The 25967-nt window shown below is 72.3% G+C and carries 22 protein-coding genes; 13 read left to right on the top strand and 9 right to left on the bottom strand.

The window, feature by feature from the left end:
- Window positions 1–9: 9 nt before the first annotated feature.
- The 4 genes from cydB (at window position 10) to AC4IJH_RS23535 (ending at window position 7817) form a co-directional block, all read left to right on the top strand.
- On the top strand, window positions 10–1011 hold the full coding sequence (gene cydB, locus AC4IJH_RS23520; RefSeq protein ID WP_490853794.1) for a cytochrome d ubiquinol oxidase subunit II: 1002 nt from the start codon (window positions 10–12) through the stop codon (window positions 1009–1011).
- A gap of 40 nt (window positions 1012–1051) precedes the next feature.
- Window positions 1052–4714 (top strand): thiol reductant ABC exporter subunit CydD, encoded by a 3663-nt coding sequence (gene cydD, locus AC4IJH_RS23525; RefSeq protein WP_490853795.1) that lies wholly within the window; start codon window positions 1052–1054, stop codon window positions 4712–4714.
- A 111-nt stretch (window positions 4715–4825) separates the two neighbouring features.
- Window positions 4826–6505 (top strand): GAF domain-containing sensor histidine kinase, encoded by a 1680-nt coding sequence (locus AC4IJH_RS23530; protein ID WP_490853838.1) that lies wholly within the window; start codon window positions 4826–4828, stop codon window positions 6503–6505.
- A gap of 100 nt (window positions 6506–6605) precedes the next feature.
- Window positions 6606–7817 carry a M23 family metallopeptidase gene (locus tag AC4IJH_RS23535; RefSeq protein ID WP_490853796.1) on the top strand — a complete coding sequence of 404 codons (1212 nt, stop codon included), beginning with the start codon at window positions 6606–6608 and terminating at the stop codon, window positions 7815–7817.
- A gap of 70 nt (window positions 7818–7887) precedes the next feature.
- Here the strand turns inward: AC4IJH_RS23535 and AC4IJH_RS23540 are convergent, their stop codons facing one another.
- Complete coding sequence (locus AC4IJH_RS23540; RefSeq protein WP_490853797.1) at window positions 7888–8928, bottom strand: HAD hydrolase family protein; 1041 nt, start codon at window positions 8926–8928, stop codon at window positions 7888–7890.
- A 134-nt stretch (window positions 8929–9062) separates the two neighbouring features.
- Between AC4IJH_RS23540 and AC4IJH_RS23545 the strand changes: the two genes are divergently transcribed.
- The 3 genes from AC4IJH_RS23545 (at window position 9063) to pspAB (ending at window position 11715) form a co-directional block, all read left to right on the top strand.
- Window positions 9063–9953, top strand: coding sequence for an LLM class flavin-dependent oxidoreductase (locus AC4IJH_RS23545; RefSeq protein ID WP_490853798.1), 891 nt, complete (start codon window positions 9063–9065; stop codon window positions 9951–9953).
- Window positions 9954–10124: 171 nt separating this feature from the next.
- Window positions 10125–11024 (top strand): zinc metalloprotease HtpX, encoded by a 900-nt coding sequence (gene htpX / locus AC4IJH_RS23550; RefSeq protein WP_490853799.1) that lies wholly within the window; start codon window positions 10125–10127, stop codon window positions 11022–11024.
- Window positions 11025–11133: 109 nt separating this feature from the next.
- Window positions 11134–11715: a PspA-associated protein PspAB gene (pspAB, locus tag AC4IJH_RS23555; protein WP_490853800.1), complete on the top strand. Its 582-nt coding sequence runs from the start codon at window positions 11134–11136 to the stop codon at window positions 11713–11715.
- Window positions 11716–11758: 43 nt separating this feature from the next.
- Here pspAB and AC4IJH_RS23560 read toward each other — a convergent pair whose 3' ends face one another.
- A complete protein-coding gene (locus AC4IJH_RS23560; protein WP_490853801.1) occupies window positions 11759–12211 on the bottom strand; it encodes a hypothetical protein in 453 nt (150 codons plus the stop codon).
- Window positions 12212–12353: 142 nt separating this feature from the next.
- A complete protein-coding gene (locus tag AC4IJH_RS23565) occupies window positions 12354–13001 on the bottom strand; it encodes a PadR family transcriptional regulator (protein WP_490853802.1) in 648 nt (215 codons plus the stop codon).
- Window positions 13002–13140: 139 nt separating this feature from the next.
- Here AC4IJH_RS23565 and AC4IJH_RS23570 point away from each other — a divergent pair, with 139 nt between their 5' ends.
- Both AC4IJH_RS23570 and AC4IJH_RS23575 read left to right on the top strand, forming a co-directional pair.
- Complete coding sequence (locus tag AC4IJH_RS23570) at window positions 13141–13770, top strand: hypothetical protein (RefSeq protein WP_490853803.1); 630 nt, start codon at window positions 13141–13143, stop codon at window positions 13768–13770.
- A gap of 3 nt (window positions 13771–13773) precedes the next feature.
- Entirely contained in the window at window positions 13774–15198 is a 1425-nt protein-coding gene (locus AC4IJH_RS23575) for a carotenoid oxygenase family protein (RefSeq protein WP_490853804.1), read from the top strand.
- 29 nt (window positions 15199–15227) lie between these two features.
- Here AC4IJH_RS23575 and AC4IJH_RS23580 read toward each other — a convergent pair whose 3' ends face one another.
- From AC4IJH_RS23580 to AC4IJH_RS23595, 4 genes are all read right to left on the bottom strand, one after another.
- A complete protein-coding gene (locus tag AC4IJH_RS23580; RefSeq protein WP_490853839.1) occupies window positions 15228–16262 on the bottom strand; it encodes a MerR family transcriptional regulator in 1035 nt (344 codons plus the stop codon).
- Between the two features lie 191 nt (window positions 16263–16453).
- Window positions 16454–17338: a metal-dependent hydrolase gene (locus AC4IJH_RS23585; protein ID WP_490853840.1), complete on the bottom strand. Its 885-nt coding sequence runs from the start codon at window positions 17336–17338 to the stop codon at window positions 16454–16456.
- Between the two features lie 173 nt (window positions 17339–17511).
- Window positions 17512–19269: an SDR family oxidoreductase gene (locus AC4IJH_RS23590; protein ID WP_490853805.1), complete on the bottom strand. Its 1758-nt coding sequence runs from the start codon at window positions 19267–19269 to the stop codon at window positions 17512–17514.
- Window positions 19266–20123, bottom strand: a complete 858-nt coding sequence (locus tag AC4IJH_RS23595; RefSeq protein ID WP_490853806.1) for a M24 family metallopeptidase — start codon at window positions 20121–20123, stop codon at window positions 19266–19268. The genes AC4IJH_RS23590 and AC4IJH_RS23595 overlap by 4 nt, the downstream gene beginning before the upstream one ends.
- 341 nt (window positions 20124–20464) lie before the next feature.
- Between AC4IJH_RS23595 and AC4IJH_RS23600 the strand changes: the two genes are divergently transcribed.
- From AC4IJH_RS23600 to AC4IJH_RS23615, 4 genes are read left to right on the top strand one after another with little or no spacing between them, the layout of a single operon-like run.
- Window positions 20465–21601, top strand: coding sequence for an ABC transporter ATP-binding protein (locus AC4IJH_RS23600; protein ID WP_490853807.1), 1137 nt, complete (start codon window positions 20465–20467; stop codon window positions 21599–21601).
- A complete protein-coding gene (locus AC4IJH_RS23605) occupies window positions 21591–22493 on the top strand; it encodes an ABC transporter permease (RefSeq protein ID WP_490853808.1) in 903 nt (300 codons plus the stop codon). Before AC4IJH_RS23600 ends, AC4IJH_RS23605 begins: the two co-directional genes overlap by 11 nt.
- Before the next feature lie 49 nt (window positions 22494–22542).
- Window positions 22543–23454, top strand: a complete 912-nt coding sequence (locus tag AC4IJH_RS23610; RefSeq protein ID WP_490853809.1) for an ABC transporter ATP-binding protein — start codon at window positions 22543–22545, stop codon at window positions 23452–23454.
- Window positions 23455–23470: 16 nt separating this feature from the next.
- Window positions 23471–24199: an ABC transporter permease subunit gene (locus AC4IJH_RS23615; RefSeq protein WP_490853810.1), complete on the top strand. Its 729-nt coding sequence runs from the start codon at window positions 23471–23473 to the stop codon at window positions 24197–24199.
- Between the two features lie 112 nt (window positions 24200–24311).
- Here the strand turns inward: AC4IJH_RS23615 and AC4IJH_RS23620 are convergent, their stop codons facing one another.
- Both AC4IJH_RS23620 and mltG read right to left on the bottom strand, forming a co-directional pair.
- A complete protein-coding gene (locus AC4IJH_RS23620) occupies window positions 24312–24863 on the bottom strand; it encodes a hypothetical protein (RefSeq protein WP_490853811.1) in 552 nt (183 codons plus the stop codon).
- Window positions 24864–25109: 246 nt separating this feature from the next.
- Window positions 25110–25916, bottom strand: a complete 807-nt coding sequence (gene mltG, locus AC4IJH_RS23625) for an endolytic transglycosylase MltG (protein ID WP_490853812.1) — start codon at window positions 25914–25916, stop codon at window positions 25110–25112.
- Between the last annotated feature and the right edge of the window lie 51 nt (window positions 25917–25967).

Genomic DNA, 25967 nt, shown 5'->3' on the forward strand with positions numbered 1-25967 from the left:
GAGGCAGCTGTGCACCTTCACGACGTCTGGTTCGTCCTCATCGCCGTCCTGTGGACCGGGTACTTCTTCCTCGAAGGCTTCGACTTCGGGATCGGCGTCCTGACCAAACTGCTCGCCCGTGACCGCCGCGAGCGGCGCGTACTGATCAACACCATCGGCCCGGTCTGGGACGGCAACGAGGTCTGGCTGCTGTCCGCGGGCGGCGCCACCTTCGCCGCCTTCCCCGAGTGGTACGCCACCCTCTTCTCCGGCTTCTACCTCCCGCTGCTGCTCATCCTGGTCTGCCTGATCGTGCGCGGCGTCGCCTTCGAGTACCGCGCCAAGCGGCCCGAGGAGCGCTGGCAGAGGAACTGGGAACAGGCGATCTTCTGGAGCTCGCTGATCCCGGCCTTCCTGTGGGGCGTGGCCTTCGCCAACATCGTGCGCGGTGTGAAGATCGACGCGCACAAGGAGTACGTCGGCAACGTCCTGGACCTGCTGAACCCGTACGCCCTGCTGGGCGGACTGGTCACGCTGACCCTGTTCACCTTCCACGGCGCGGTCTTCGCCTCGCTCAAGACGGTGGGCGACATCCGCAAGCGGGCCCGCAGGACGGCGACGGTGCTCGGTCTGATCACCGCGGGACTGGCGCTGGCCTTCCTGACCTGGACCCAGGCCGACAACGGAGACGGCAAGAGCCTGGCCGCGATGATCGTCGCGGTGGTGGCGCTGGTCGCCGCCCTGGTGGCCAATCAATTCGGCCGCGAAGGATGGTCCTTCGCCTTCTCCGGCGTCACCGTCGTGGCCGCGGTCGCCATGCTGTTCCTGACGCTGTTCCCCAACGTCATGCCGTCCTCGCTGAACGAGGCCTGGAACCTCACGGTCACCAACGCCTCCTCCAGCCCGTACACCCTGAAGATCATGACCTGGTGCGCCGGGATCGCCACCCCCGTCGTGATGCTCTACCAGGGCTGGACGTACTGGGTCTTCCGCAAGCGGATCGGCACCCAGCACATCGCCGACGCCCACTAGCCCCGTTGATCAACTTCCTTACTGGGAAGGGTTGTTTCACGTGAAACCGGTCGACCCGCGCCTGCTCCGGTACGCCCGCGCCACCCGCTTCTTCCTGATCGCGGTGGTGGTGCTCGGGCTTGCCGGGGCGGGCCTGGTCGTCGGCCAGGCCATGCTGATCGCCGAGGTCGTGGTCGGCGCCTTCCAGCAGGACAAGGCAGTGGCCGACCTCGGTCTGCCGCTGGCGCTGCTCGCGGCGGTCTCCGTGGGCCGGGGCCTGGTCTCCTGGCTCACGGAACTGGCCGCGCACCGCGCCGGCGCCGCGGTCAAGTCCGAACTGCGCACCCGCCTTCTGGCCCGGGCCACCGCCCTTGGCCCCGGTTGGCTGAGCGGTCAGCGCACCGGCGAACTCACCACCCTCGCCACCCGAGGCATCGACGCACTGGACGACTACTTCGCGCGCTATCTCCCGCAGTTGGGGCTGGCGGTGGTCGTCCCGGTCGCGGTGCTGGCCCGTATCGTCACCGGCGACTGGATCTCGGCGGCCACCATCGTGGTCACGCTGCCGCTGATCCCGCTGTTCATGGTCCTGATCGGCTGGGCCACCCAGTCCCGGATGGACCGCCAGTGGAAGCTGCTGTCGCGGCTGTCCGGGCACTTCCTGGACGTGGTCGCCGGGCTGCCCACCCTCAAGGTCTTCGGCCGGGCCAAGTCCCAGGCGGAGTCGATCCGTTCCATCACCGGGGAGTACCGCCGGGCCACGATGCGCACCCTGCGCATCGCCTTCCTCTCCTCCTTCGCGCTGGAACTCCTCTCCACGATCTCCGTCGCGCTGGTCGCGGTCGGCATCGGCATGCGCCTGGTCCACGGCGGCATCGACCTCTACACCGGCCTGATGATCCTGGTCCTGGCCCCCGAGGCCTACCTGCCGCTGCGACAGGTAGGCGCGCAGTACCACGCGGCCGCCGAGGGACTGTCGGCCGCCGAGGAAATCTTCACGGTCCTGGAGAGCGAGCCGCCCGCACCGGGCACCGAGCCCGCCCCCGGCGGCACGGGCATCCGCGTCCAGAACCTGCTGGTCCGCTACCCCGGCCGCACCCGGCCCGCCCTCCCCGCCACCTCCTTCGAGGTCCGCCCCGGCGAAACGGTGGCCCTCACCGGCCCGTCCGGCGCAGGCAAGACCACCCTGCTCAACGTCCTCCTCGGCTTCACCCGCCCCACCCAGGGCCGCGTCCTCATCGACGGCCAGGACCTGACGGCCCTCTCCCCCGACAGCTGGCGCCGACAGATCGCCTGGGTCCCCCAGCACCCGTACCTCTTCGCCGGCACCATCGCCGAGAACGTACGCCTGGCCCGCCCGGACGCCGACGACACCGCCCTGCGCACCGCCCTGCGCGACGCGGGCGCCCTCGACTTCGTCGACGCCCTCCCCGACGGCACCGACACCCGCCTCGGCGAATCCGGCACCGGCCTCTCGGCGGGCCAGCGCCAACGCCTCGCCCTGGCCCGCGCCTTCCTCGCCGACCGCCCGATCCTTCTCCTGGACGAACCGACGGCCAACCTGGACGGCGAAACGGAGGCGGACATCGTGGCCGCCGTCCGCCGACTGGCCCAGGGGCGTACCGTCCTGCTGGTCGTCCACCGCCCGGCCCTCCTGGCAGTAGCAGAGCGAGTCGTACGCCTGGACGTGGACGCGCACCACGACGACGCCGCGGCCGCCCACACCACCGAAGGGACCGGTGCGGAAGGGGTAGTTGCCGGACGTGAAGCGAAGCAGTCCGACGACTCCCCCCGGAGTACCGGTCCCGCAACACCCAGCGCACCTGGCGCGACCCCGGCACCCGGGGCGACCCCCGCCCCCGCCGAGAACCCCGCGACCCCGGCAGCCCGCAACCCCCTGGCCCGCCTGCGCGAGGCGGCCCGCCCCCGCAGCCCCCGCTTCGCCCTGGCCCTCCTCCTCGGCTCCCTGGCCCTCGCCAGCGCCGTAGGCCTGATGGCCACCTCCGGCTGGCTGATCTCCCGCGCCTCCCAACACCCCCCGGTCCTCTACCTGATGGTCGCCGTCACCGCGACCCGCGCCTTCGGCATCGGCCGCGCCGTCTTCCGCTACGCCGAGCGCCTGGTGGCCCACGACGCGGTCTTCCGCATGCTCGCCGACCTCCGTGTGACCGTCTTCCAGCGCCTGGAGCGACTGGCCCCGGCAGGCCTGAAGGACCGCAGCCGCGGCGATCTGCTCTCCCGGCTCGTCGCGGACGTGGACGCGGTCCAGGACTACTTCCTGCGCTGGCTGCTTCCCGCCGGAGCGGCGGTCCTGGTGGGCGCCGCCTCCGTCGGCTTCACGGCCTGGCTGCTGCCCGAAGCCGGCGCGATCCTGGCCGTGGGCCTGCTGCTGGCGGGCGCCGGAGTGCCGCTGCTGTCCGGCGCGCTGGCCCGCAGGACCGAGCGGCGCCTGGCGCCCGCCCGCGGCGTACTGTCCGCGCGGGTCGTCGATCTGCTCACCGGTACGGCCGAGTTGACCATCGCCGGCGCCCTGCCCTCGCGTACGGAGCGGACCCGCGACGCCGACCGCGACCTGACGCGGCTGGCCGCCCGCTCCGCCACCGTGGCAGGTGTCGGCGCTGGGCTGTCGGCGCTGGTGTGCGGCCTGACGGTGGCCGCCGCCGCCGTGGCAGGCGTCCAGGCCGTACACGCCGGACGGCTGGACGGCCTGCTGCTGGCCGTCGTCGTCCTGACCCCGCTCGCCGCCTTCGAGGCCGTCACCGCACTGCCGCTGGCCGTGCAGTACCGCCAGCGCACCCGCCGCGCCGCGCAGCGCATCCACGACGTGCTGGACGCGCCCGACCCGGTGCGCGAGCCCACCACGCCCGTCGAGGCGCCCGGATCGCCGTTCCCGGTGGTCCTCGATGACCTGACCGCACGCCATCCGGGACAGCGGGACGCGGCGTTGGACGGCGTCGGCCTCACCCTGACCGCGGGCCGCCGCCTCGCCGTCGTCGGCCCGTCCGGATCGGGCAAGACGACCCTGGCGCAGGTGCTGCTGCGCTTCCTGGACCAGGAGGCGGGCACGTACGAGCTGGGCGGGGTGGACGCCCGGGAGATGGCGGGGGACGCGGTACGCCAGCGGGTGGGGCTGTGCGCCCAGGACGCGCACATCTTCGACAGCTCCGTCCGCGAGAACCTGCGGCTGGCCCGTACGGACGCGAAGGAGGCGCAGCTGTGGGAGGCCCTGGAGCGGGCCCGGCTCGCCGACTGGGTGCGGCAGCTGCCCGAGGGGCTGGACACGTTGGTCGGCGAGCACGGCGCGCGGCTCTCCGGAGGCCAGCGTCAGCGCCTGGCGCTGGCCAGGGCGCTGCTGGCCGACTTCCCCGTCCTGGTCCTGGACGAGCCCGCCGAGCACCTGGACCTGGCGACGGCGGACGCGCTGACCGCCGACCTGCTCACCGCGACCGAGGGCCGTACGACGGTCCTGATCACCCACCGCCTCACCGGTCTGGAGGCCGTCGAGGAGGTGCTGGTCCTGGACCGGGGGCGGGCCGTGCAGCACGGCCCGTACGAGGAGCTGGCCGCGGCCGAGGGCCCGTTCCGGCGGATGCTGGAGCGCGAACGGGCGGTGGACGCCGCGTACGACACCGCCCGCGGGACGGACGGGACGGGCAGGACGGACGCGATGGCCGCACCAGATGTCCCGCATGGGCGACTTTCGCCCGAAAAGGCGGCTCATTAGGCTCGGAGCATGGCAGTCACGGCAGGACCCTCAGACCCCATGGGTACCGGGCACAGCGAGCCCGTCCCCGGCGTGGGCCCGCAGGACGGGCCGCTCCCCGGGCCCGACCCCATGGACGCCGCCACCGAGGCCACCCGCAGCCTCCAGGGCCTGTCCACCGAGCTGACCGCCCGGGTGCCGCAGCTGCTGGAGGCGATGCGTACGGTCGGCGCGGGGCTGGACCTGCACATCACGCTGGACCGGATCGTGGAGACCGCCGCCGAGCTGGCCGACGCCCGCTACGCCGCGATCGGCATCATCGACGACGCCCGCGAGGGCCTGTCGGACTTCGTGACGTTCGGGGTCACGGCCGAGGAGCACCGGCGCATCGGCGCGCTGCCCGACGGCCACAAGGGGCTGCTGGGGGCGCTCATCCACGACCCGCAGAACCTGCGGCTGGCCGACCTGACCCAGGACCCGCGCTCGGCCGGCCTCCCGCCGGGACACCCGCCGATGCGGACGTTCCTGGGGGTGCCCATCCGCGTCCAGGGAGAGATCTACGGGAATCTCTATCTGACCGAGAAGCGCGGCGGCGGGGAGTTCAGCGAGGAGGACCTGCACATGGTGCGGGTGCTGGCCACCGAGGCGGGCATCGCGATCGGCAACGCCCGCCTGTACGCGGCCACCCGCCAGCGTGAGCGGTGGATCGACGGCTCGGTCGCCGTGACGACCGCGCTGCTGGCGGGCAGCGACGTGGACGACGCGCTCGCCGTCGTCGCCGAACAGGCGCGCAAGCTCGCGGACTCCGCCGCCGGGATCGTCCTGCTGCCCACCGAGGAGGGCGGCCTGGAGATCGTCGCGGTCTCCGCCGACGCCCCGGCCGGAATCCTGGGTACGCAGATGCCGCCCGAGAGCCCCGTGGCGGCCCAACTCCTGGCCGGAGAGCCGGTGTTCGTCGACGACTCGGCCACCGACCCGCGGATGGTCACCCCCGTCGCGCAGCACTTCGGGCCGAGCATGCTGCTGCCGCTCAAGAGCGGGGGCCGGGTGCTGGGCACCCTGGCCACGCCCCGGGCCCGGGGCGGGCGGCCCTTCTCCGAGGCCGAGCGCAGGCTCGCGGCGCAGTTCGCCGCGCAGGCCGCGCTGGCGCTCGTCCTGGCCGACGCGCAGCGCGACCGCGAACGCCTGGCGGTCTTCGAGGACCGCGACCGTATCGCCCGTGACCTGCACGACCTGGTCATCCAGCGGCTGTTCGCCACCGGGATGATGCTGGAGAGCGCCCAGCGCAAGTCGGTGGTGCCCGAGGTGCAGCGGCGGGTGGGCAAGGCGGTGGACGAACTCGACGTCACCATCCAGGAGATCCGCACCGCGATCTTCGCGTTGCAGCAGGGGCCCGCCGAGGCGCCGTCCGGGCTGCGCACCCGGGTGCTGCGCGAGATCGGCACGGCAGCCGTACCGCTGGGCTTCCAGCCCTCGGCGAACTTCATCGGCCCGGTGGACGCGCGGGTGGGCGAGCTGACCGGCAAGAACCTGATCGCGGCCCTGCGCGAGGCGCTGTCCAACGCCTTCCGGCACGCCCAGGCCTCCCGTATCGAGGTCGTCGTCGACTGCACCGTCACGCTGCCGGACGGGCGCGAGGGGGTGCGGCTGACCGTCGCGGACGACGGGGTCGGCATCCCGGAGGGCGGGCGCCGCAGCGGCCTGCGCAACCTGGCCAAGCGGGCCGAGTCGCTGGGCGGTTCGAGCACCTACGGGCCGGGGCTGGGCGAGGACGGGACGGGGACGATGGTGACGTGGCAGGCGCCGCTGTAAGGGGCGGGCGCCCGGCCGGGTTGCGCCAATCGGGGCATTGCGGGGCGAAGAGGGAACCGGCATCCGCGGGTTCGCGTCCGCGCCGGGCGAGGATCGCCCCATGTGTGCCGTTTCTTCAGGCCCGTTGGGCCCCCGCGGAGCCCGCAGCCCAGGGGCCGCGCTGTGCGCGATCACCGTGGTGGTCTCGGCGCTGCTGGGAACCGGGCCGAGCGCCGCGCAGCCCGTACGGGCGCACGAGACGGCGCCGTTGGGGCAGCAGCCCGCGCCGCTGGGGCAGGTGCCGCACAGCCGGACCCCCTACGGCAGGGTCCCGCGCAGCGGCGCCGAGCGGCTTGCCGACGCGAGCCTGGAAGTGATCCGGCTGGGCGAGAGCGTGAGCCGGCTGGGCCGCGCCTATGAGCAGGGACGGCGGGCCGCGCAGACGCAGCGCGAGCACACGGCCCGGCTGCGCGCCGCGCTGCGCCGTGAGCGCCGTACCACCGCCGCACTGCACGCGATGGTGGGGCAGGTCGCGCGCGAGCAGTACCGCACCGGCGGCGGACTCCCGTACGCGATGCGCGGGTTGACCTTCCAGGATCCGACCGCGCTGATCGAGGGGCACCAGCTGGCCGAGCGGCGCGAGCTGGTCCTGGCGGCGCGGGTGCGGGCCGCGCTGCGCGAGAGCCGGTCGCTGGCGGCCGACACCGCGGCGGCCAAGGCCCGTTGGCGCACGCTGGAGGGGCGCAGGGACCGGCTGGCCAGGGAGCGGCGGCGGGTGGAGGGCAGTCTGCGCGCGGCCCGCGACCGGCTGCAGCTGCTGGCCTATCAGGCGTCCGAGAGCGGCCACTGCGGCGGGCTGCCGAGCGCCGCTTCTTCGGCGGCGGTCCTCTTCGGCCCGGTGGCCACGCCGCGCGGGCGCTGGACGGGGCCGGTGGAGCGCTTCGAGCTGTCGGCGTCCTTCGGCGGGTCCGGCGCCCGCTGGGCGAGCACGCACACCGGCCAGGACTTCGCGGTGCCGGTGGGCACGCCCGTACGGTCCGTGGGCTGGGGCCGGGTGATCGGCCTGACCTGCGGGGACGGCTTCGGGATCAGCCTGGTGGTGCAGCACGGCAGGGGCGCCTACTCGCAGTACGCGCATCTGGCCGCCGTCATGGCGGTGCCCGGCCAGCGCGTACGGCCGGGCCAGCGGATCGCGCTGTCGGGGGACACCGGCAACTCCACTGGCCCGCATCTGCACTTCGAGGTGCGGCGCACCCCGTACCTGGGCTCGGGGGTGGACCCGCTGCCGTGGCTGCGGCAGCGGGGGGTGCGGCTGCGCGGCGCGGGGGCGTGATCAGGCCCCCGCGGGCCGCGGGTTCATGACCGCGCCTTGAGCGGAGCGTCGGCGCTGTGCCAGGAGGCCGTCAGCGCTGCGCCAGGAGGCGTTCGATGGCCGCCGCGACCCCGTCGTCGTTGTTGGAGTGGGTGCGGTGGGTGGTGGCGGCGAGCACGTCGGGGTGGGCGTTGGCCATGGCGTAGGAGGTGCCCGCCCAGGAGAGCATCTCCAGGTCGTTGGGCATGTCCCCGAACGCGACGACCTCTTCGGGGGCGATGCCGCGCTCGGCGCAGGCGTGCGCGAGGGTGCTGGCCTTGCTGACGCCCGGGCCGCTGATCTCCAGGAGGGCGGAGGGGCTGGAGCGGGTGAAGGAGGCGTGCTCGCCGGCCGCGGTGCGGGCCAGCCGGAGGAAGGCGTCCGGGTCCATCTCCGGGTGGAAGGCCAGGAGCTTGAGGACCGGCTGCTCGTCGCAGGGGGCGCCGGGCGCGGCGACGTAGGGGGTGCCGGACGCGGCACCGGGTATTCGGGGCCCGGGCGTGCCGGGCGCGTGGGCGGCGCCGTACAGCGCGCTCGGCGAGGACGCGGAGACGGGCGGGGCCACCGGGCCGGAAGGGGCCGCAGCGTCCTGGGAGGTGCCCTCCGGGGTCTGCTCGCCGGGCGTGCCCGCCTCGGGGGAGAGCAACTTCTCGGCGGGTGCCACGACCGCGGCCGGGTCGAGGTGAAAGGGCGGGTACTCCGGCTCGTAGTTGATGCCGTTGGTGCGCTCCACCGCGAAGGAGGTGCCGGGGGCGGCGGCGCGCAGCGCGTGGACGACGGCGAGCGCGGCCTCCCGCGCCAGGGGGCGGACCTGGAGGATCCGGCCGCCGTTGTGCAGATCGACGACGGCCGCGCCGTTCGCGCAGATCGCCAGGCCGTGGCCGTGCACATGGTCGCTGACCACGTCCATCCAGCGGGCCGGCCGGCCGGTGACGAAGAAGACCTCGACGCCGGCCTTCTCCGCGGCGTCCAGCGCGGCGACCGTCCGGTCCGAGACCGATTTGTCGTCGTGCAGCAAGGTGCCGTCGAGATCGGTGGCGATCAGCCGGGGCGGAGTGGCGGAGGCATCAGTCACAGACCCATCCTCCCGCATATGCGCGCACAAGCGTGCGGCGGGTTGCGCGCATGAGCTCTACGGGGAGGTCGCGGTTGTCCACAAGGGCGTACGGGGAGGGGGCCACTCGTACGGCCGTGCCCCCGCGCCCGTACGGCCGTAGGCTCGGGATCATGCGACTGAGCACCGTGATCCTCCCCGTCCGCCGCTGGTCCCAGGGTGGAAAGGAGGTGTGGCAGCGCGCCGAGGAGCTGGGCTTCCACACCGCGTACACCTACGACCACCTGTCGTGGCGCAGCTTTCGCGACGGCCCCTGGTTCGGCGCCCTCCCCACGCTGACCGCGGCCGCCGCGGCGACCTCCCGGATGCGGCTGGGCACCCTGGTCACCTCCCCCAACTTCCGGCACCCGGTCACCCTCGCCAAGGAACTGATCTCGCTGGACGACATCAGCGACGGGCGCATCACGCTGGGCATCGGCGCGGGCGGCTCCGGTTTCGACGCCACGGCGCTGGGGCAGGACCCTTGGTCGCCGCGCGAACGGGCGGACCACTTCGGGGAGTTCGTCCCCCTGCTGGACGAGCTGCTGACGCGGGACGTGGTCTCCTTCGAGGGCGAGCACTACAGCGCGCACGAGGTGCGCAACATCCCCGGCTGCGTACAGCGGCCGCGGCTGCCCTTCGCGGTGGCGGCCACCGGGCCGCGCGGGCTGAAGCTGGCGGCCCGGCACGGTCAGGCGTGGGTGACCACCGGCGACCCCAAGGTCTCCGCGAGCGGGACGCCGGCCGAGTCCCTGGCGGCGATCGGCGGGCAGATCGAGCGGCTGGACAAGGCGTGCGCCGACACCGGGCGGGACGCCGCCGAGCTGGACCGGATTCTGCTGACGGGCTTCACGCCGGACCGGCCGCTGGAGTCCTTCGACGCCTTCGTGGACTTCGCGGGGGCCCATGCCGAGCTGGGCATCGACGAGATCGTCGTGCACTGGCCGATCGCCGATTCGATCTTCGCGGCGGACCAGAAGGTCTTCGAGCGGATCGCCACGGAAGGGCTCGGGCAGCTGGGATAGCGGCCTCGTGGGGCGGGCCCGTGGCGTGGGCCCGCGGGAGGGGTTCCGGGCGGGGCGGCGGGCCGCGGTGTTCCTCCGGGTGCCACTTACCTACCGCCCCTTTACCCCGTAAATAGCAATCAAGAGGGAGAATCGGGACAGGGGGAGACGCGCTAGGGAGGACGTGAAGCGATGGCCCGGACCCGATTCGCCCCCGACCGTGGGCTGACCTCGCGCATGGTCACCACGATGTTCTTCATCGGACTGCTGTACGTGGTCGTCGTGGGCGCGCTGGTGGTGCTGCTCAAGGGCGCGTGGGTGGTGGTGCTGCTGCTCTCGGGCGCCATGTTCGTCGCGCAGTTCTGGTTCAGCGACCGGATCGCGGCCTTCAGCATGGGCGCGCGCGAGGTGACGCCCGAAGAGGCGCCCGAGCTGCACGGCGCGGTGGACCGGCTGTGCGCGCTGGCCGACATGCCCAAGCCGCGGGTCGCCATCGCCGACACGGACGTACCGAACGCCTTCGCCACCGGCCGCAACCAGAAGAACTCCATGGTCTGCGCGACGACCGGGCTGCTGCGCCGCCTGGAGCCCGAGGAGCTGGAGGGCGTGCTCGCGCACGAGCTGTCGCACGTCGCGCACCGGGACGTGGCGGTGATGACCATCGCGTCCTTCCTGGGCGTACTGGCCGGGATCATCACCCGGGCGGCGCTGTGGAGCGGGGTCGGCCGCAACAACCGGGACAACAACGCCGCGGTCGCCGTCCTGGTCGTCACCGCTGTCAGCGCCGTCGTCTATGCCGTCAGCTTCCTGCTGACGCGGCTGCTGTCGCGCTACCGCGAGCTGTCCGCCGACCGGGCCGCGGCGATCCTCACCGGGCGCCCCTCGGCGCTGGCGTCCGCGCTGACCAAGGTCACCGGCCAGATGGCGCAGATCCCGACCCGCGATCTGCGCAAGGCCGAGCCCTTCAACGCGTTCTACTTCGCGCCGGCCTTCACCAAGGAGAGCTTCAGCCGGCTGCTGTCCTCGCACCCGACGCTGGAACAGCGCCTGGACCAGCTCGGCCGGATCTCGGCCCAGCTGGGACGGCCGTAGAGGCGCGCCGGTCGTGCGTGGCCGCACGACCCCATGGCCCGCTTCCCGGCGCGACCCGGCCCTGTGACTTCGACGACCGTGACGACTCTGAGCAAGGAGCCTGCCCCGTATGGGATTTCTGGACGCCATCCTCGGCCGCAGCAAGCCGGTACGTCCCGACCTCGACCAGCTCTTCGCCCTCCCCTCGGCCGCCGTCACCCTCCAGGTCGCGGCCGGATTCGTACCGACCGGCCTGGGGTCGGTGTGCTTCGCCAGCGTCGAGGGCGGCGCGTTCTCGCGTATCCAGGAGGAGGTAGGGGCGCTGCTGGACGCGCCGGTGGAGTTCAGCCAGGACGAGTACGGCTACACCTGGCTGCTCGCCCGGCACCCGCCCGAGGACCTCGCGGGCCTGGTCAACGATCTGCACGCGGTCAACACCTCCCTCCAGGACGGCGGGTTCGGCCCGCAGCTGCTGTGCTCACTGGTGGGCTTTCGCGACGAGCGGGGCCGCTCCCTGGCGCTGGTCTACCTCTACAAGCGCGGCACGTTCTACCCCTTCGCGCCGCAGTCGTCCCCGGGAGCGCGGGCCGCCGCTGCCGACAAGCGCGACAACCCGCTCGAACTCCAGGTACGGGCGATGCTCGGCGACGACCTGACGATCGAGAAGGACCTGGGGCGGTGGTTCCCGGTGTGGGGGGCGCCCGGGCTGTGAGGACCGCATGACCTGCTCTGCTTTACCGGTTCACCGGCTCCGGCTATCTGACGTGGCGGGACAGCCACGGGGTCAGGATGTTGTCCAGGACCAGCTCCTTGTACGTCTCGTCGCCGGGCAGCGGTACGACCAGCCACCAGCCGGGCGGGAAGAAGCGGCCCTTGACGTGTGCGAGGTCGCCGAGGACGGAGCGCAGGAAGGCGGGGACGGATTCGCGCGGGATGTCGTGGAAGGCGACGCCCTCGACGGTGACGGCCGCGTCGTCCTCCGGGAAGACCTCGATCTCGATATGGGGCGTGCCGGTGAACTCCACGGAGGCCTCGTGCGGGAGCGACCCGTCCGGGTCGGTCACCACAAAGGCCCCACTGGACAGTCGGCGCCCGGAGCGGTCCGCACCGATGTCGTGCGTGACCTCGATGTCGCGCCCGTGCTCTGCGGCCACCTCACGGATGGCGCTGACGACGGCCTCGGTGCTGGGGAACTTCGCCTGGTCCATACCTAGGGATCATGCAGCATGCGGGGAGAACCGGCCGTGCCCGGGGCGGGGCGCCCCGGGGGCAGGCCTCTCTGGTCCCCTGGCCGGGGCTGCTGCGGGCTGCTGCTCCGGGCTGCTCCGGGCTACTTCGGGCTACTTCGGGCTACTTCGGGGGTGCTGAGCGGTCCTGGGGCCCGGGCCGGTCCTCGGACCCGGGCGGTTCGGCGGGTGCGGACGGATCGGCGGGCGGGCGCCGGTCCCACGCCGTGGTCCGCTCGCTCGCCTTACGGGCCTTCGCGGAGTTGATCTCGTCGGCGGCCCAACGGGCCCACTCCTCCTGGGCGGTGGACATGCGCAGGCCGTACTCCAGCGCGATGCGGCCGTACACCGAGATCATCTCCTCGTCCCAGGCGGCGTCCTTGTCCAGCTGCTGGAACGAGGCGCGCGCACGGGCTGCGCGCTCGGCCTGCTGCAGGAGATAGGTGCTCGCCTCCAGCGGGGTGAGCACGCCGAGGAAGAAGACACGCAGCAGGGCGTCGCTGCGCGAGGGCCGGTTCGGCTCCACCTCGATGAGCCAGTGGCGCAGCTCGGCCAGGCCCTCGTCGGTGATGGCGTACTCCTTGCGGCCACGGGGGCCGTGCGCGCTGACCTCCGCGAGCCCGGCCGCGGTGATTTTGCTCAGCTCGCCGTAGACCTGGCTCTGGGTGGCGGGCCAGACGTTCGCGAGCGAGGCGTCGAACAGCTTCATCAGGTCGTAGCCGCTGGCCGGGGATTCGGCCAGCAGGCCCAGGACGGCATGTCTGAGGCTCATGACCCGCACTTTACATTCCACTCTTGACATGTCGAGTGAGCAGGTTCTACCTTCGACATGTCGAAGTTGGAATGTCGGAGTTGGAACGTCGTCGGTGGGCGAAGGCCGCGGGGCGACGAGGGGAGTCGGGGCGGGCGTCATGAACTACCTGCGCATTTTCATTCCGTGGATCGCCTACGCGGCGGTGTCGGCGGCCGGCTGGCAGTGGGGGGCGTCGGCGGGACTGCTGCTCGGCGCCGGGCTGCTGTTCGCGGACCGGGCGGCGGGCCTCGCTCTGGGCGAGCGGCTCCTGGACTACGGCACGCTGGTGTTCTTCGCGGCGCTCACGGCCCTGGCCTTCCTGCGCCCCGACAGCCCTCTGCAGGACTACGGCAGCGCACTGTCCGCGGGCTGGCTGGCGCTGATCTCCTGGGGCTCGATCGCGGTCGGGCGCCCCTTCACGATGGCCATCGCCCGCCGCGTGGCGCCGCCGGAGGTGTGGCACACCGCGCTGTTCCGCCGCATCAATGTCGTCCTCACCGCGGCCTGGGCCGCCGCCTTCACCCTTACCGCACTGGCCCAAACGGCAGTCTCCTTCTACGGGTTGGGGATCGCGGCCGCCATCGCCCTCCAGGTCGCCGGCATCGTCCTGCCCGCCCGCTTCAGCGCCACCTACCCGGAGCGCGTCCGGGCCCGCTATCTGCAGAAGTACGGAGCGAGGGGTACGGCGCCGAGCGCGACGGCCGGCTCCCCTCGCCCCGGCGCCCTCTCCGACATCCAGGGAGCCTGACCCATGACCACGTCATCCACCTCCCCTTCCGGTACGGCCCCCGCTCCCCACCTGTCGGGCAACTTCGCGCCCGTCCAGGAGGAGTTGACCGCCTACGACCTCCCGGTCACCGGCGCGATCCCGCCCGAGCTGAGCGGCTGGTATCTGCGCAACGGCCCCAATCCGCACGACGCCGACTCACCGCACTGGTTCTTCGGCGACGGCATGGTGCACGGCGTGCGGCTGGAGGGCGGCCGGGCCGTCTCCTACCGCAACCGCTGGGTGCGTACCTCCACCTTCACCGACGGCGCGCGGGTGTACGACGAGCAGGGCCGCCGTGACCTGCGGGCAGGCAGCGCCAACACCCATGTCGTCCGGCACGCGGGCCGGACCCTGGCGCTGGTCGAGTCCTCCTTCCCCTACGAACTGGACTGCCGGCCGGGCCATGAGCTGGAGACCGTCGGGCCGCACGACTTCGCCGGGCGCCTCACCACGGCCATGACCGCCCACCCCAAGACCTGTCCCCGCACCGGTGAGCTGCACTTCTTCGGATACGGCGGCCTGACCCCGCCCTATCTCACCTACCACCGGGCGGACGCCTCGGGCGAGTTGGTGGTCAGCCGCCCCATCGACGTCCCGGCCCACACGATGATGCACGACTTCCATCTGACGGCCCGGCATGTCGTCTTCATGGACCTCCCGGTCCTCTTCGACCTGAGCAGGCCGGGCATGCCCTACCGCTGGGACCCGGACTACGGCGCCCGCCTCGGCGTCCTGCGCCGCGACGACCCCTATGGCGAGGTCCGCTGGTTCCCCATCGACCCCTGCTATGTCTTCCACGCCCTCAACGCCCACGACGAGGGCTTCGAGGCGGACGCCCCGGGCGAGGCGGGCCGTCCGCCCCTGCCGGACGGCCACCTGCACCGCGGGGGAGCCCGGGCCCACGGGCGGCGCATCGTGCTCCATGTGGCCCGCTATCCCGACTTCAAGGGCGATGCCCCTTCCGCGCTGTGGCGCTGGACCATCGACCTCGACCGAGGGGTGGTGTCCGAGGAGCAACTGGACGACACCTTCTGCGAGTTCCCGCGCGTGGACGACCGCCTGGCGGGCCTCGATTCCCGTTACGGTCACGCCACCATGGCCGAGCTGCCGGGCACCGGGCCGATACCGAGCGCGCTGCTCCGCTACGACCTGCACACCGGAGCGGTCAGCCGACACGACTTCGCCCCCGGGCGCACCCCGGGCGAGGCCGCCTTCGCCGCGGCGGACGACCGCCCGGGCGGACCGGGCTGGCTGATCACCTACGTCCATGACGCGGCCACCGACACCAGCGACCTGGTGATCCTGGACGCCCAGGACATATCCGCCCCACCGGTGGCCACGGTCCAGCTGCCGCGCCGGGTTCCGTACGGCTTCCACGGCAACTGGATACCGGACCCGGTCAGCTGAAGGTCCATCGAGCTTGCCGGGGCGGGGCCTCAGCGGCGGGTGCGGCGGCGACCGGCGAGTTCGTCCATGGTGCGGGCCTGGACCTCGCGTTGGGCCGCGGCGGCGATGAAGGCAGCCGTGCCCGTGCTGCCCACCAGCTCCCGTACGGCCCGCACCGTCTCGGCGGGGAGGGCCACGGTCTCCGGGGCGGGGGTGGCGTCCGGGGTGAGGGGGGCATCCGGGACGGGCACGGCATCCGAGGGGCGGGGGGCGTCCGGCAGGGGGGCGGTGCCGGGCACGGGGGTGGTGCCCGGCAGGGGGGCGGTGCCCGGCGGGGGCTTGGACTCCGAGGCGAGGGGAGTGCGGGTGGTGGGGTCGCCGGAGAGGTGGTGGCGTACGTAGCGGGTGGCCGATGTGCGCATGGCGCGGGCGAGTTCGGCGTCGACGATCTGCTGGGCCAGGGGGCGCAGGCGGCGGACGAGGGTGGCGGCCTCGGTGGCCTCGGCGTCGGTGGGCGGGTGGTCCAGGTACTGCTGGAAGACGTGTTCGGTGGTGAAGTCGAAGAAGCGGGCGGCGATGTACTCGACCTGGACCCGGAGTTCGCGCAGGTGGCCGGAGATGGCGAGCAGGGGGACGCCGGCGGCATTGAGTTCGGCGGCCACCGCCAGTTCGCGGGGGCTGGGGACGATGAAGGTGTCCTCGTTTCCGGGGACGCGTTCCAGTACGCCCAGGTCGACGGCGTCGGCCACCGCCGCGTCGTCGTGGCTGCCGCCGAACTTGGCGTCCAGTTCGGCGCGGCTGATGCGGGCCGCCTCCTCGTCGGTCCAGGGCCCGTCGATCTCCGCGACCAGGCCGAGGACGCCGCCCAGGCCGCGGCCGGCGTCCCAGGCCTCCAGGAGCTCCTTGATGCTGGCGAGGGTGTAGCCGCGGTCGAGCAGATCGGCGATCCGGCGCAGTCGTTCCAGATGCGGTTCGCCGTAGACATTGGCCCGGCCGCGGCGCTCGGGCTTGGGGAGCAGGCCGCGGTCCTGGTAGGCGCGGATCGTACGGACCGTCGTACCGCTGATGTGCGCCAGGTCCTCGATGCGGTACTCAGGCGTACGGTCCTCGGCCCGCTCGGCCCGCTCGGCCCGCTCGGCCCGCTCGGCCCGCTCGGCCCGCTCGGCCCGCTCGGCCCGCTCGGCGGTCTCGGTCCCGGTGTCCTCCGGCCTCCCCCGTAGGGCCTTTTCCGATCCGGATGGCCGTGGTGGATGGTCGGTGGTCAATGTGGTGCTCCTTATGAGATGGCTGCGCGGCCTGCGGCGGCTGCCGCTGTGCGGGCGGCCGGGGAGGAGGCCAGGTAGGCGATGGCCCTGCGCAGTGACCCTTCCTGGGAGGGATGGTACGAGCGCTTGAGGTAGCGGGGAATGGCCGTGCCCAGCTCGCGCCAGGTGGGCAGGAGGCCCTTGGCCACGGCCCTGTTGTGCTCGCGCAGCGAGTAGCGCAGCCGTCCGGCCAGCTGCGGGTCGTGGCGGATGAGGTAGGCGGCGCCCCAGACCCACAGGTAGAGGAGTACGGGGGCGGTGATGCCCATGCCCAGGACGCGACGGGCGTAGCGGGGCAGGCCTTCACCGCCGGTGTGCTGGTACATGTCGAAGGCGACCGCGCGGTGTTCGACCTCCTCGGCGCCGTGCCAGCGCAGCAGGTCGAGCATGACCGGGTCGGGCTCGGCCCGGTCCAGGCCGTCGGCGTGCAGCACCCAGTTGCCCAGTACGGCGGTGAACTGCTCGATGGCGGCGATCAGCGACAGCCGGAAGCGCAGCCACTCCTGGGTGGGGATGGGCGCGGCGAAGGGCGGGCGCTCGCCGAGCAGGTACTCGAAGAGGAAGTCGACGTGTTTGGTGTAGGGGGCGGTGTCCAGGTCCTGGCGGGCCAAGTGCTGCAGGACGTAGGCGTGTTGGACGCTGTGGGTGGCCTCCTGGCCCATGAAGCCCTTGATGTCCTGGAGGAGTTCGGGGTCCTGGACCAGCGGCAGGGCCTCCTTGAAGACCTTGACGAACCACCGCTCGCCCGCCGGCAGCAGCAGATGCAGCACATTGATGACGTGGGTGGCGGTGGGTTCGTCCGGTATCCAGTGCAGCGGCGTCGCGTCCCAGTCGAAGGAGACCCGGCGCGGGGAGATGGTGTAGTGCCCGCCGTGCTCCCGGGACGAGCCGTACTCCCGGGATGCGTCGTGCTCCCCGGCTGAGCCGAGTTCCCCGGCTGAGCCGAGCTCCCCGGACGCTGCGGGCCCGGTGCGTTTCGTACTCACTCTCAACCCCTCCTGAAGTCCGGTCCTGAGTCCGGTCCTGCGCTCTACAGCGGCGGCTCGATCCGGGCGAGGGCCCGCAGCGTGCGCGGTGCGAACCGGGACATCCAGTGCGCGCCGCGCGCCTCGGGCGTGACCGGGACGACCGCCTGATTGCGCACCACCGCGCGCAGTACGGCGTCGGCGACCTTCTCCGGCGGGTAGTTGCGCAGGCCGTAGATCCGCGCGGACTTGGCCTGGCGGCGCTTTTCCTCCTGCGCCGAGACACCCGTGAAGCGCGAGGTGGAGGTGATGTTGGTGTTGACGATGCCGGGGCAGATCGCCGTGACCCCGATGCCCTGCCCGGCCAGCTCGGCGCGCAGGCACTCGCTGAGCATCAGCACGGCCGCCTTGGAGGTGCTGTAGGCGGGCAGCACCCTGGAGGGCTGATAGGCCGCGGCCGAGGCGGTGTTGACGATATGGCCGCCCTGTCCGCGCTCGGCCATCTGCCGGCCGAAGATCCGGCAGCCGTGGATGACGCCCCACACATTGACGTCCAGGACCTTCTTCCAGTCCTCGGAGGTGGTGTCGAGGAAGGCCCCGGACAGCCCGATCCCGGCGTTGTTGACCAGGACGTCGACGGTGCCGTACTCGGCGGCGACCTTGTCGGCGAGCTTTTCCATCGCGGCCTCGTCGGCGACGTCCACCACCTCGCCCCAGGCCTCGGGCGCGCCGATGAGCCGTGCCATCTCGGCCGTACGGGCGGCGCCCTCCGCGTCCCGGTCCACCGCGACCACCCGCGCGCCCGCTTCGGCGAAGGAGAAGGCGGTGGCCCGCCCGATGCCGCTGGCCGCGCCCGTCACCAGCACCAGCTGCCCGCCGAAGCGGTCGGCGTAGGGCCCGCAGGCCGTGATCCGGCGGGCCGGGTCGCCCTCCTCCTTGGAGGTGATGAACTCCGTTATCCAGGCGGTGAGTTGGTCGGGACGGGTGCGCGGCACCCAGTGCTTGGCGGGGAGGGTGCGGCGTACCAGCTGCGGCACCCACCGGTCCAGGTCGTCGTAGACCCGTTGGGAGAGGAAGATGTCACCGGCCGGGGTGATCAGCTGGACCGGGCAGTGCGCGTAGGCGTCCGTGCGTGGGCGGCGCATGCGGGCGCGGATGTTGTCGCGGTAGAGCCAGGCGCCGTGCGCGGCGTCGTTGGGCAGGGAGGGGGTCGGGTACTCCCCCTGCGGGATCTTCTCCAGCCGCTGAAGCACCTTGGGCCACTGCTTTCCCAGCGGTCCCTTCCACGCCAGCTCCGGCAGTACGGGGGTGTGCAGCAGGTAGACGTACCAGGACTTGGCGCCCTGGGTCAGCAGCTGGGCCACCCGGCGCGGGGTGGGGCGGACGGTCCGCTGCTTGATCCAGTGCCCCAGGTGGTCCAGGGACGGGCCCGACATGGAGGTGAAGGACGCGATCCGCCCCTCGGTGCGCTTGACCGTCGCGAACTCCCAGGCCTGCACCGAGCCCCAGTCGTGGCCGACCAGGTGCACCGGCTTATCGGGGCTGACGGCGTCGGCGACCGCCAGGAAGTCGTCCGTCAGCTTCTCCAGGGTGTATCCGCCGCGCAGCGGTTCGGGCGCGCTGGAGCGCCCGCAGCCGCGTATGTCGTACAGCACCACGTGGAAGTTCTCGGCCAGGCCGTGGGCGACCCGCGACCAGACCTCCTTGCTGTCCGGGTAGCCGTGCACCAGCACCACGGTGGGACGGGAGGCGTCGCCCAGTTCGGCGACGTTCAGCTCCACTGCGCCCGTACGGACCCAGTGTTCCCTCGCTCCGGTGATCATGCGGCCTTCTCCTCCTGCCAGCGCCGCACGTGCGGCAGATCGTCGTCCAGCCAAAAGGCGCTCTCCTGGGGGTCCTTGGAGTCGGTGACGACCAGGATTTCCTCGAACTTCGCGCCCGTGCCCCGGAATCCGAGGTGCGGTTCGACCGCCCACAGCCCGGCCTGGGGCGGGTGGTCGGAGAATCTGTACGGGCTCCACAGCGGCGACCAGCCCTCGCGGTGGCCGTGCAGCGCGTCGGAGGCCAGGCCCTTGAGCGACTGGGTGCCGAACCCGAAGAGCGTCGGCGACCACCGGCGGTCCTTGACCCGGTCGACCTTGTGGGCGATGACGCCGAAGGGGTAGGCGCGGTGCCGGTTGGTGTACCCCTGGCGCACCATCAGCCGCTCCACGTCCTCGTAGATCTCCCGCAGCGGGCGCCGTTCGCGCACCTCGCGCAGGATCAGCGCGCGGTGTGCCTCCAGGTCGGCCAGCAGCCGGTCGTGCACGGGGTTGAGCCCCAGGCAGCCGGAGTAGCCGATGTCGGCGGTGAAGCCGTTGTGCACGGGTGCCATGTCGAGGATGAAGGGCATCCCCGGCTCCAGCTCGCGGTGGGTGGGGAAGAACTGCAGGGGGATACGGAAGTTCGTGAAGGCGGTGCGGTCCCCGAACCAGGCGAAGGGCAGGTGGAACCAGTCCCGCACCCCGCGCTCGCGCAGCCACTCCCGCTGCATCCGCGCCGCGTCGCGCTCGGTGACGCCTGGTTTGAGCTGGGCCGCCACCGCCTCCGCGCACTCGTACGCCAGCCGCTGCACCGATGCGAACCCGCGGAGTTCAGCGGTGAGTTCGCCGGGCGCTGCCGTGCTCGCTGAAGCCATCGCCAACCGTCCGTCCCGTAGGCCCCGTCGATCCCGGTCCGGGCCGGCCAGATGCCGGACCGGTCGCGGTTCGATCGCGGTACTCGTCCGTAACTTGACGCTGATGAATGTGACAATGACTGACGGCTACGTCAAGGGTCCGGTACGACCTGTGGAGAACTTTCCGCGCCGCGGACACGGCATACGGGACACGCACCACGCGCCCCACGCCCCGCGCGGCCGTCCCCGCGCCCGGCGTACGACCGTGACCCTGACACCGGAAGCGACCGAAGGCATAGGCCCCCTACGGGCCGTAAGACCTGAGGACTACACCGATACCACCGCGCGGGTTGACGTCAGCTGTGGCATGCGCCACTACCGTCGAATACGTGACTGTGATCGTGACCGAAAGCCTGAGCAAGCGGTTCCCGCGGGTGACCGCCTTGGACCGGCTGACCGTTGACATCACCCCCGGCGTAACGGGCCTGGTGGGTGCCAACGGCGCCGGAAAGTCCACCCTGATCAAGATCCTGCTGGGTCTGTCCCCCGCCACGGAGGGGCGGGCGAGCGTCCTTGGCCTGGACGTGGCCAAGGACGGCAGCGCCATTCGCGAGCGCGTCGGCTACATGCCCGAGCACGACTGCCTGCCGCCCGACGTCTCGGCCACCGAGTTCGTCGTCCACATGGCGCGCATGTCGGGCCTGCCGCCGACCGCCGCCCGCGAGCGCACCGCCGACACCCTGCGCCACGTCGGCCTCTACGAGGAGCGCTACCGCCCCATCGGCGGCTACTCCACGGGCATGAAGCAGCGGGTCAAGCTGGCCCAGGCCCTCGTCCACGACCCGGAGCTGGTGTTCCTGGACGAGCCGACCAACGGCCTGGACCCGGTGGGCCGGGACGACATGCTCGACCTGATCCGCCGGGTGCACACCGACTTCGGCATCTCGGTCCTGGTCACCTCCCACCTCCTGGGCGAGCTGGAGCGCACCAGCGACCATGTGGTGGTCATCGACGGCGGCAGGCTGCTGCGCTCCTCGGCCACCGACGACTTCACCCAGGCCACGGCCTCCCTGGCCATCGAGGTCACCGACACCGACCGCCACCCCGACGGCACCCGCGCGCTGCACGCCGCGCTGGCCGCCGCGGGCGTGTCGGTGACGGCCGCGGCCGCCGGCGGCGACAGCGCCACGAGCGCCTCCTCTTCGGGACATCTGCTGTACGTGGACGCCGCCGGCGAGCAGACCTACGACCTCGTCCGGGACACCGTCGCCGACCTCGGCCTCGGCCTGGTCCGTATGGAACAGCGCCGGCACCGCATCGCCGAGGTCTTCCGCACCCCGCACGAAGCGCAGCGGCCGGCCGCTGCGGCGCACCCGCAGCACACCGACAGCCCGCCCGCCCCCGGCAGTTGGGGCGCCGACTGGAACGCCGAGCAGGGCTCCGCGAGCGCCAGGGGCGCGCGGGCCAAGAAGGACGGAGGCGCTCCCGATGCCGCCTGAGACCACCACCGCAAGCAGCGCGCCGAACGTCATCCACAACATCGGCTACCGCCACTACGACGGCCCGCGCCTGGGCCGCTCCTACGCCCGCCGCTCACTGTTCTCGCAGAGCCTGCGCGGCGCGTACGGACTGGGCCGCTCGGCCAAGTCCAAGGTGCTGCCGATGCTGCTGTTCGCCGTGATGTGCCTGCCGGCCGGCATCATCGTCGCCGTCGCCATCTTCACCAAGCTCAAGTCCCTGCCGGTCTCCTACACCCAGTACGCGATCTACCTCCAGGCGGTCATCGGCCTCTATCTGGCCTCCCAGGCGCCCCAGTCCGTCTCCCGCGACCTGCGGTTCAAGACCGTCCCGCTGTATTTCTCCCGCCCCATCGAGCGGGTCGACTACGTCGTGGCGAAGTTCGCGGCGATGGCCAGTGCGCTGTTCGTCCTGACCGCGGCCCCGGTGCTGATCCTCTACATCGGCGCGCTGCTGGCCAAGATGGACTTCGCCGACCAGACCAAGGGCCTGGCCCAGGGCCTGGTCTCGGTGGCCCTGCTCTCCCTGCTGTTCGCCGGGATCGGCCTGGTCGTCTCCGCGCTCACCCCGCGCCGCGGCTTCGGCGTCGCCGCCGTGATCGCCGTACTGACCATCCCGTACGCCGCCGTCAGCGCCGTCCAGGGCATCGCCACCGTCCAGGGCGCCACCGAAGTCGTGGGCTGGCTGGGCCTGTTCTCGCCGATCACCCTCATCGTCGGGGTGCAGACCACCTTCCTCGGCGGCACCAGCTCCTTCCCCGACGGGATCGAGCCCTCCACCGCCGCCGGATTCGTCTACCTCCTCGTCACGCTGGGCGCCATCGCCGGCAGCTACGCCCTGCTGATGCGCCGCTACCGGAAGGCCGGTCTGTGATGGCCCACCCGTCGCCCACCACCACCCTTCGAAGGAATGGGCCGCGCCCATGAGCACTCTCTCCATCGACCACGTATCGCGCTGGTTCGGCAATGTCGTCGCCGTCAACGACATCACGATGACCATCGGCCCCGGCGTCACCGGCCTGCTCGGCCCCAACGGCGCGGGCAAGTCCACCCTGATCAACATGATGGGCGGCTTCCTGGCGCCCTCCAACGGCACCGTCACCCTGGACGGCGCCCCGATCTGGCGCAACGAGCAGATCTACCGCCACATCGGCATCGTCCCCGAGCGCGAGGCGATGTACGACTTCCTCACCGGGCGCGAATTCGTGCTGGCCAACGCCGAGTTGCACGGCCTGGGCGGCAAGGAGGCGCAGCGCGCGCTGGCCACGGTCGAGATGGAGTACGCCCAGGACCGCAAGATCGCCACGTACAGCAAGGGCATGCGCCAGCGCGTGAAGATGGCCTCCGCCCTGGTCCACGACCCCTCCGTGCTGCTGCTGGACGAGCCGTTCAACGGCATGGACCCGCGCCAGCGCATGCAGCTGATGGATCTGCTGCGTCAGATGGGTGCCCAGGGGCGTACGGTCCTGTTCTCCTCGCACATCCTCGAAGAGGTCGAGCAACTGGCCGCCCACATCGAGGTGGTGGTCGCCGGGCGGCACGCCGCCTCCGGTGACTTCCGCCGGATCCGCCGCCTGATGACGGACCGCCCGCACCGCTATCTCGTGCGCTCCGACGACGACCGCGCGCTGGCCGCCGCCCTGATCGCGGACCCCTCCACGGCGGGCATCGAGGTCGACCTGAAGGAAGGCGCGCTGCGCATCCAGGCCGTCGACTTCCTGCGCTTCACCGAGCTGCTGCCGCGCGTCGCCCGCGACCACGGCATCCGCCTCCTGACGGTCTCGCCCTCCGACGAGTCCCTGGAATCGGTCTTCTCCTACCTCGTAGCGGCCTGAAAGGAGCCCTGTAGCGATGAGTTCGCTCTACCACCCCACCGTCGCCCGGCTCACCTACCGGGCCCTGCTCGGCAGGCGCCGCGCGCTGATCCTCTTCGCCCTGCCCGCCCTCCTGATCGTCATCTCGATCGCCGTGCGCGCCCTGACCGGCGCGGACGACGAAACCACCAAGGCCGTCCTGGGCGGCTTCGCGCTGGCCACGATGGTCCCGCTGATCGGCGTGATCGCCGGTACGGGCGCGATCGGCCCGGAGATCGACGACGGCTCGGTGGTCTATCTCCTGGCCAAGCCCGTGCCGAGGTCGACGATCATCCTCACCAAACTCGTGGTGGCCGTCGGGGTGACGGTCGTCTTCTCCGCCGTCCCGATCCTGATCTGCGGCTACATCCTCAACGGCAACAGCCAGCAGCTCGCGGTGGCCTACGCCGTCGCCGCAGCCCTGGCCTCCCTCGCCTACAGCGCGATCTTCCTGTTCCTGGGCACGATCACCCGCCATGCCGTCGTCTTCGGCCTGGTCTACGCCCTGGTGTGGGAGTCCCTGTTCGGCAGCCTGGTCCCCGGCGCGCGCACACTGAGCGTGCAGCAGTGGGCGCTGGCCCTGGCCCAGAAGATCGGCGCCGAGGGCGCGGTCAGCGCGGACGTGGCGGTGCCGCTGGCGGCCGTGCTGCTGGTGGTCGTCACGATCGCCGCGACCTGGTACGCGGCCCGGCGCCTGAAGGTGCTCAAGCTGGCCGGCGAGGAGTGAGGCTCCTCGCCGGACGGTGAGCGGACCGTGAGCGTTCGCCGCTGCCCGCGCCGCCCTCATCCCCGGAGGGCGGTACGGGCCCTGTGCGAGCTGGCAGGACGGTGTGCGGGCCTCACTTGGCCCGGGAGGGCGGCACGAGCTCCAGGACCAGGCCGGCGATGGCCAGGGTGTGCCGGACGTCCGCGTAGGCCTTGCCGATGAGCTGCATCAGGACCGACTTGACCTCGGGGGCGACGGGTCCCGCCTTCTTGATCTCGTCGACGAGCGCCATGAAGAGCCGGTGCGTGTCCATGTGGCTCAGCGCGGAGCCGCGGATCTGCTCGGCGAGCGCCCGGGCCGTGCGCAGCAGCGGCTTCAGGTCCGGGCGCCCCAGCAGCGCGGCGACGGGCCCGCTCGCGGCGTCGACGAACCGGGTGACCCGATCGGCGGGCAGCTCGGGTGCGTACGCCTGAAGGAACTTCCGCAGTTCCTGCTCGATGCGCTGTTCGTCCTTGCCGCCGAGGACGGGTTTGGCGTCCGGGCCGGTGGCGGGGACGGCGCGGATCTGCTGGGCATCGGCCGGGCGGCCACCGGCCGCATGGGCCGGCGCGGCCAGGCCCGCGCCGAGTGCGGCGGTCAGGACGGCGGCGCCGGCGGCGGTGGCGATACGGGAGAGCTGGGGCATGGGCTCTTTCCTTCGTGCGTTTCCCGGCGGGCCCGCTGGCTGAACGGCCCTGGGCGGGCCTTGTCCACTGTCACCCGCGCCCGGCCGTACCGCTTCTCCTGCGCCGCCACGCGTGTGGCGGCAGCCCAGCGGGGTGCGTGCCCCTGCGGAACACCCCTCGGGCCGGTGGCGGCCGGCCGCGCCGACGCGGCGGAGCCGCACATCGATACGGCCCCGCGCCCCTGTACGGCCCCTTACGGGACCCGCCTAGGACGCCTTGCGCTGCCGCTCGTTGAACTCGCGCACATTGCGCTGGTGTTCCTCGTAGCTGCCGGTGAAGCGGGTGTCGCCGGGCGCCACCGTCACGAAGTACAGCCAGTCGCCCGCAGGCGGTGCCGCCGCGGCCTGCAGCGCGTCCGCGCCCGGACTGTCGATCGGGGTGGGCGGCAGCCCCTTGTGGCGGTAGGTGTTGTAGGGGCTGTCGATGCGGGTGTCGGCCTGGCTGGTGTGCAAAGTGCTGCGCCCCAGCGCGTAGTTGATGGTGGAGTCCATCTGCAGCGGCATGCCCCGGGCGAGCCGGTTGTCGATGACCCGGGCCACCTTGCCCATGTCCTTGGGGGTGTCCGCCTCCGCCTGCACGATCGAGGCGATGGTCACCGTCCGGTACGAGCCGCCGCCGTCGGCCGCCAGGCGGCGGTTGGCGGTGTCGACCATGAAGGCCAGCAAGGAGGCGGGGGTGGTGTCCTGCCGGATCGGATACGTCGCCGGATAGAGGTACCCCTCCGGGTTGCCCCTGGCCTCACCCGGCAGCGCCAGCCGGGCGCTCTTGGCCGCGCTCTCGGTGGTGCCGGGCCGGACCTTCAGCGCCTTGTCGGCGGCGGCGTAGACCTGCGTGGCCCGCCACCCCTCGGGGACGGTGAGCTTCGCCGACGGGCCCTCGCCGCCGCTCAGCAGCCGCGCCACCAGCACCGCTGCCAGCGCCAGGACGGCACAGAGACAGACGGCCAGCAGCAGCCGTCCCCTGCGGGTCAACCTCGGCCCCGGCCCGCGGCCGGTGCGCTGCGCTTCGCTCATGCAGGGCAAGGTAGGGCAGAACCCGGTGCGAAGCGCGCGTCCACACGCGCC

This window comes from Streptomyces sp. UF-297 (assembly GCF_058245575.1).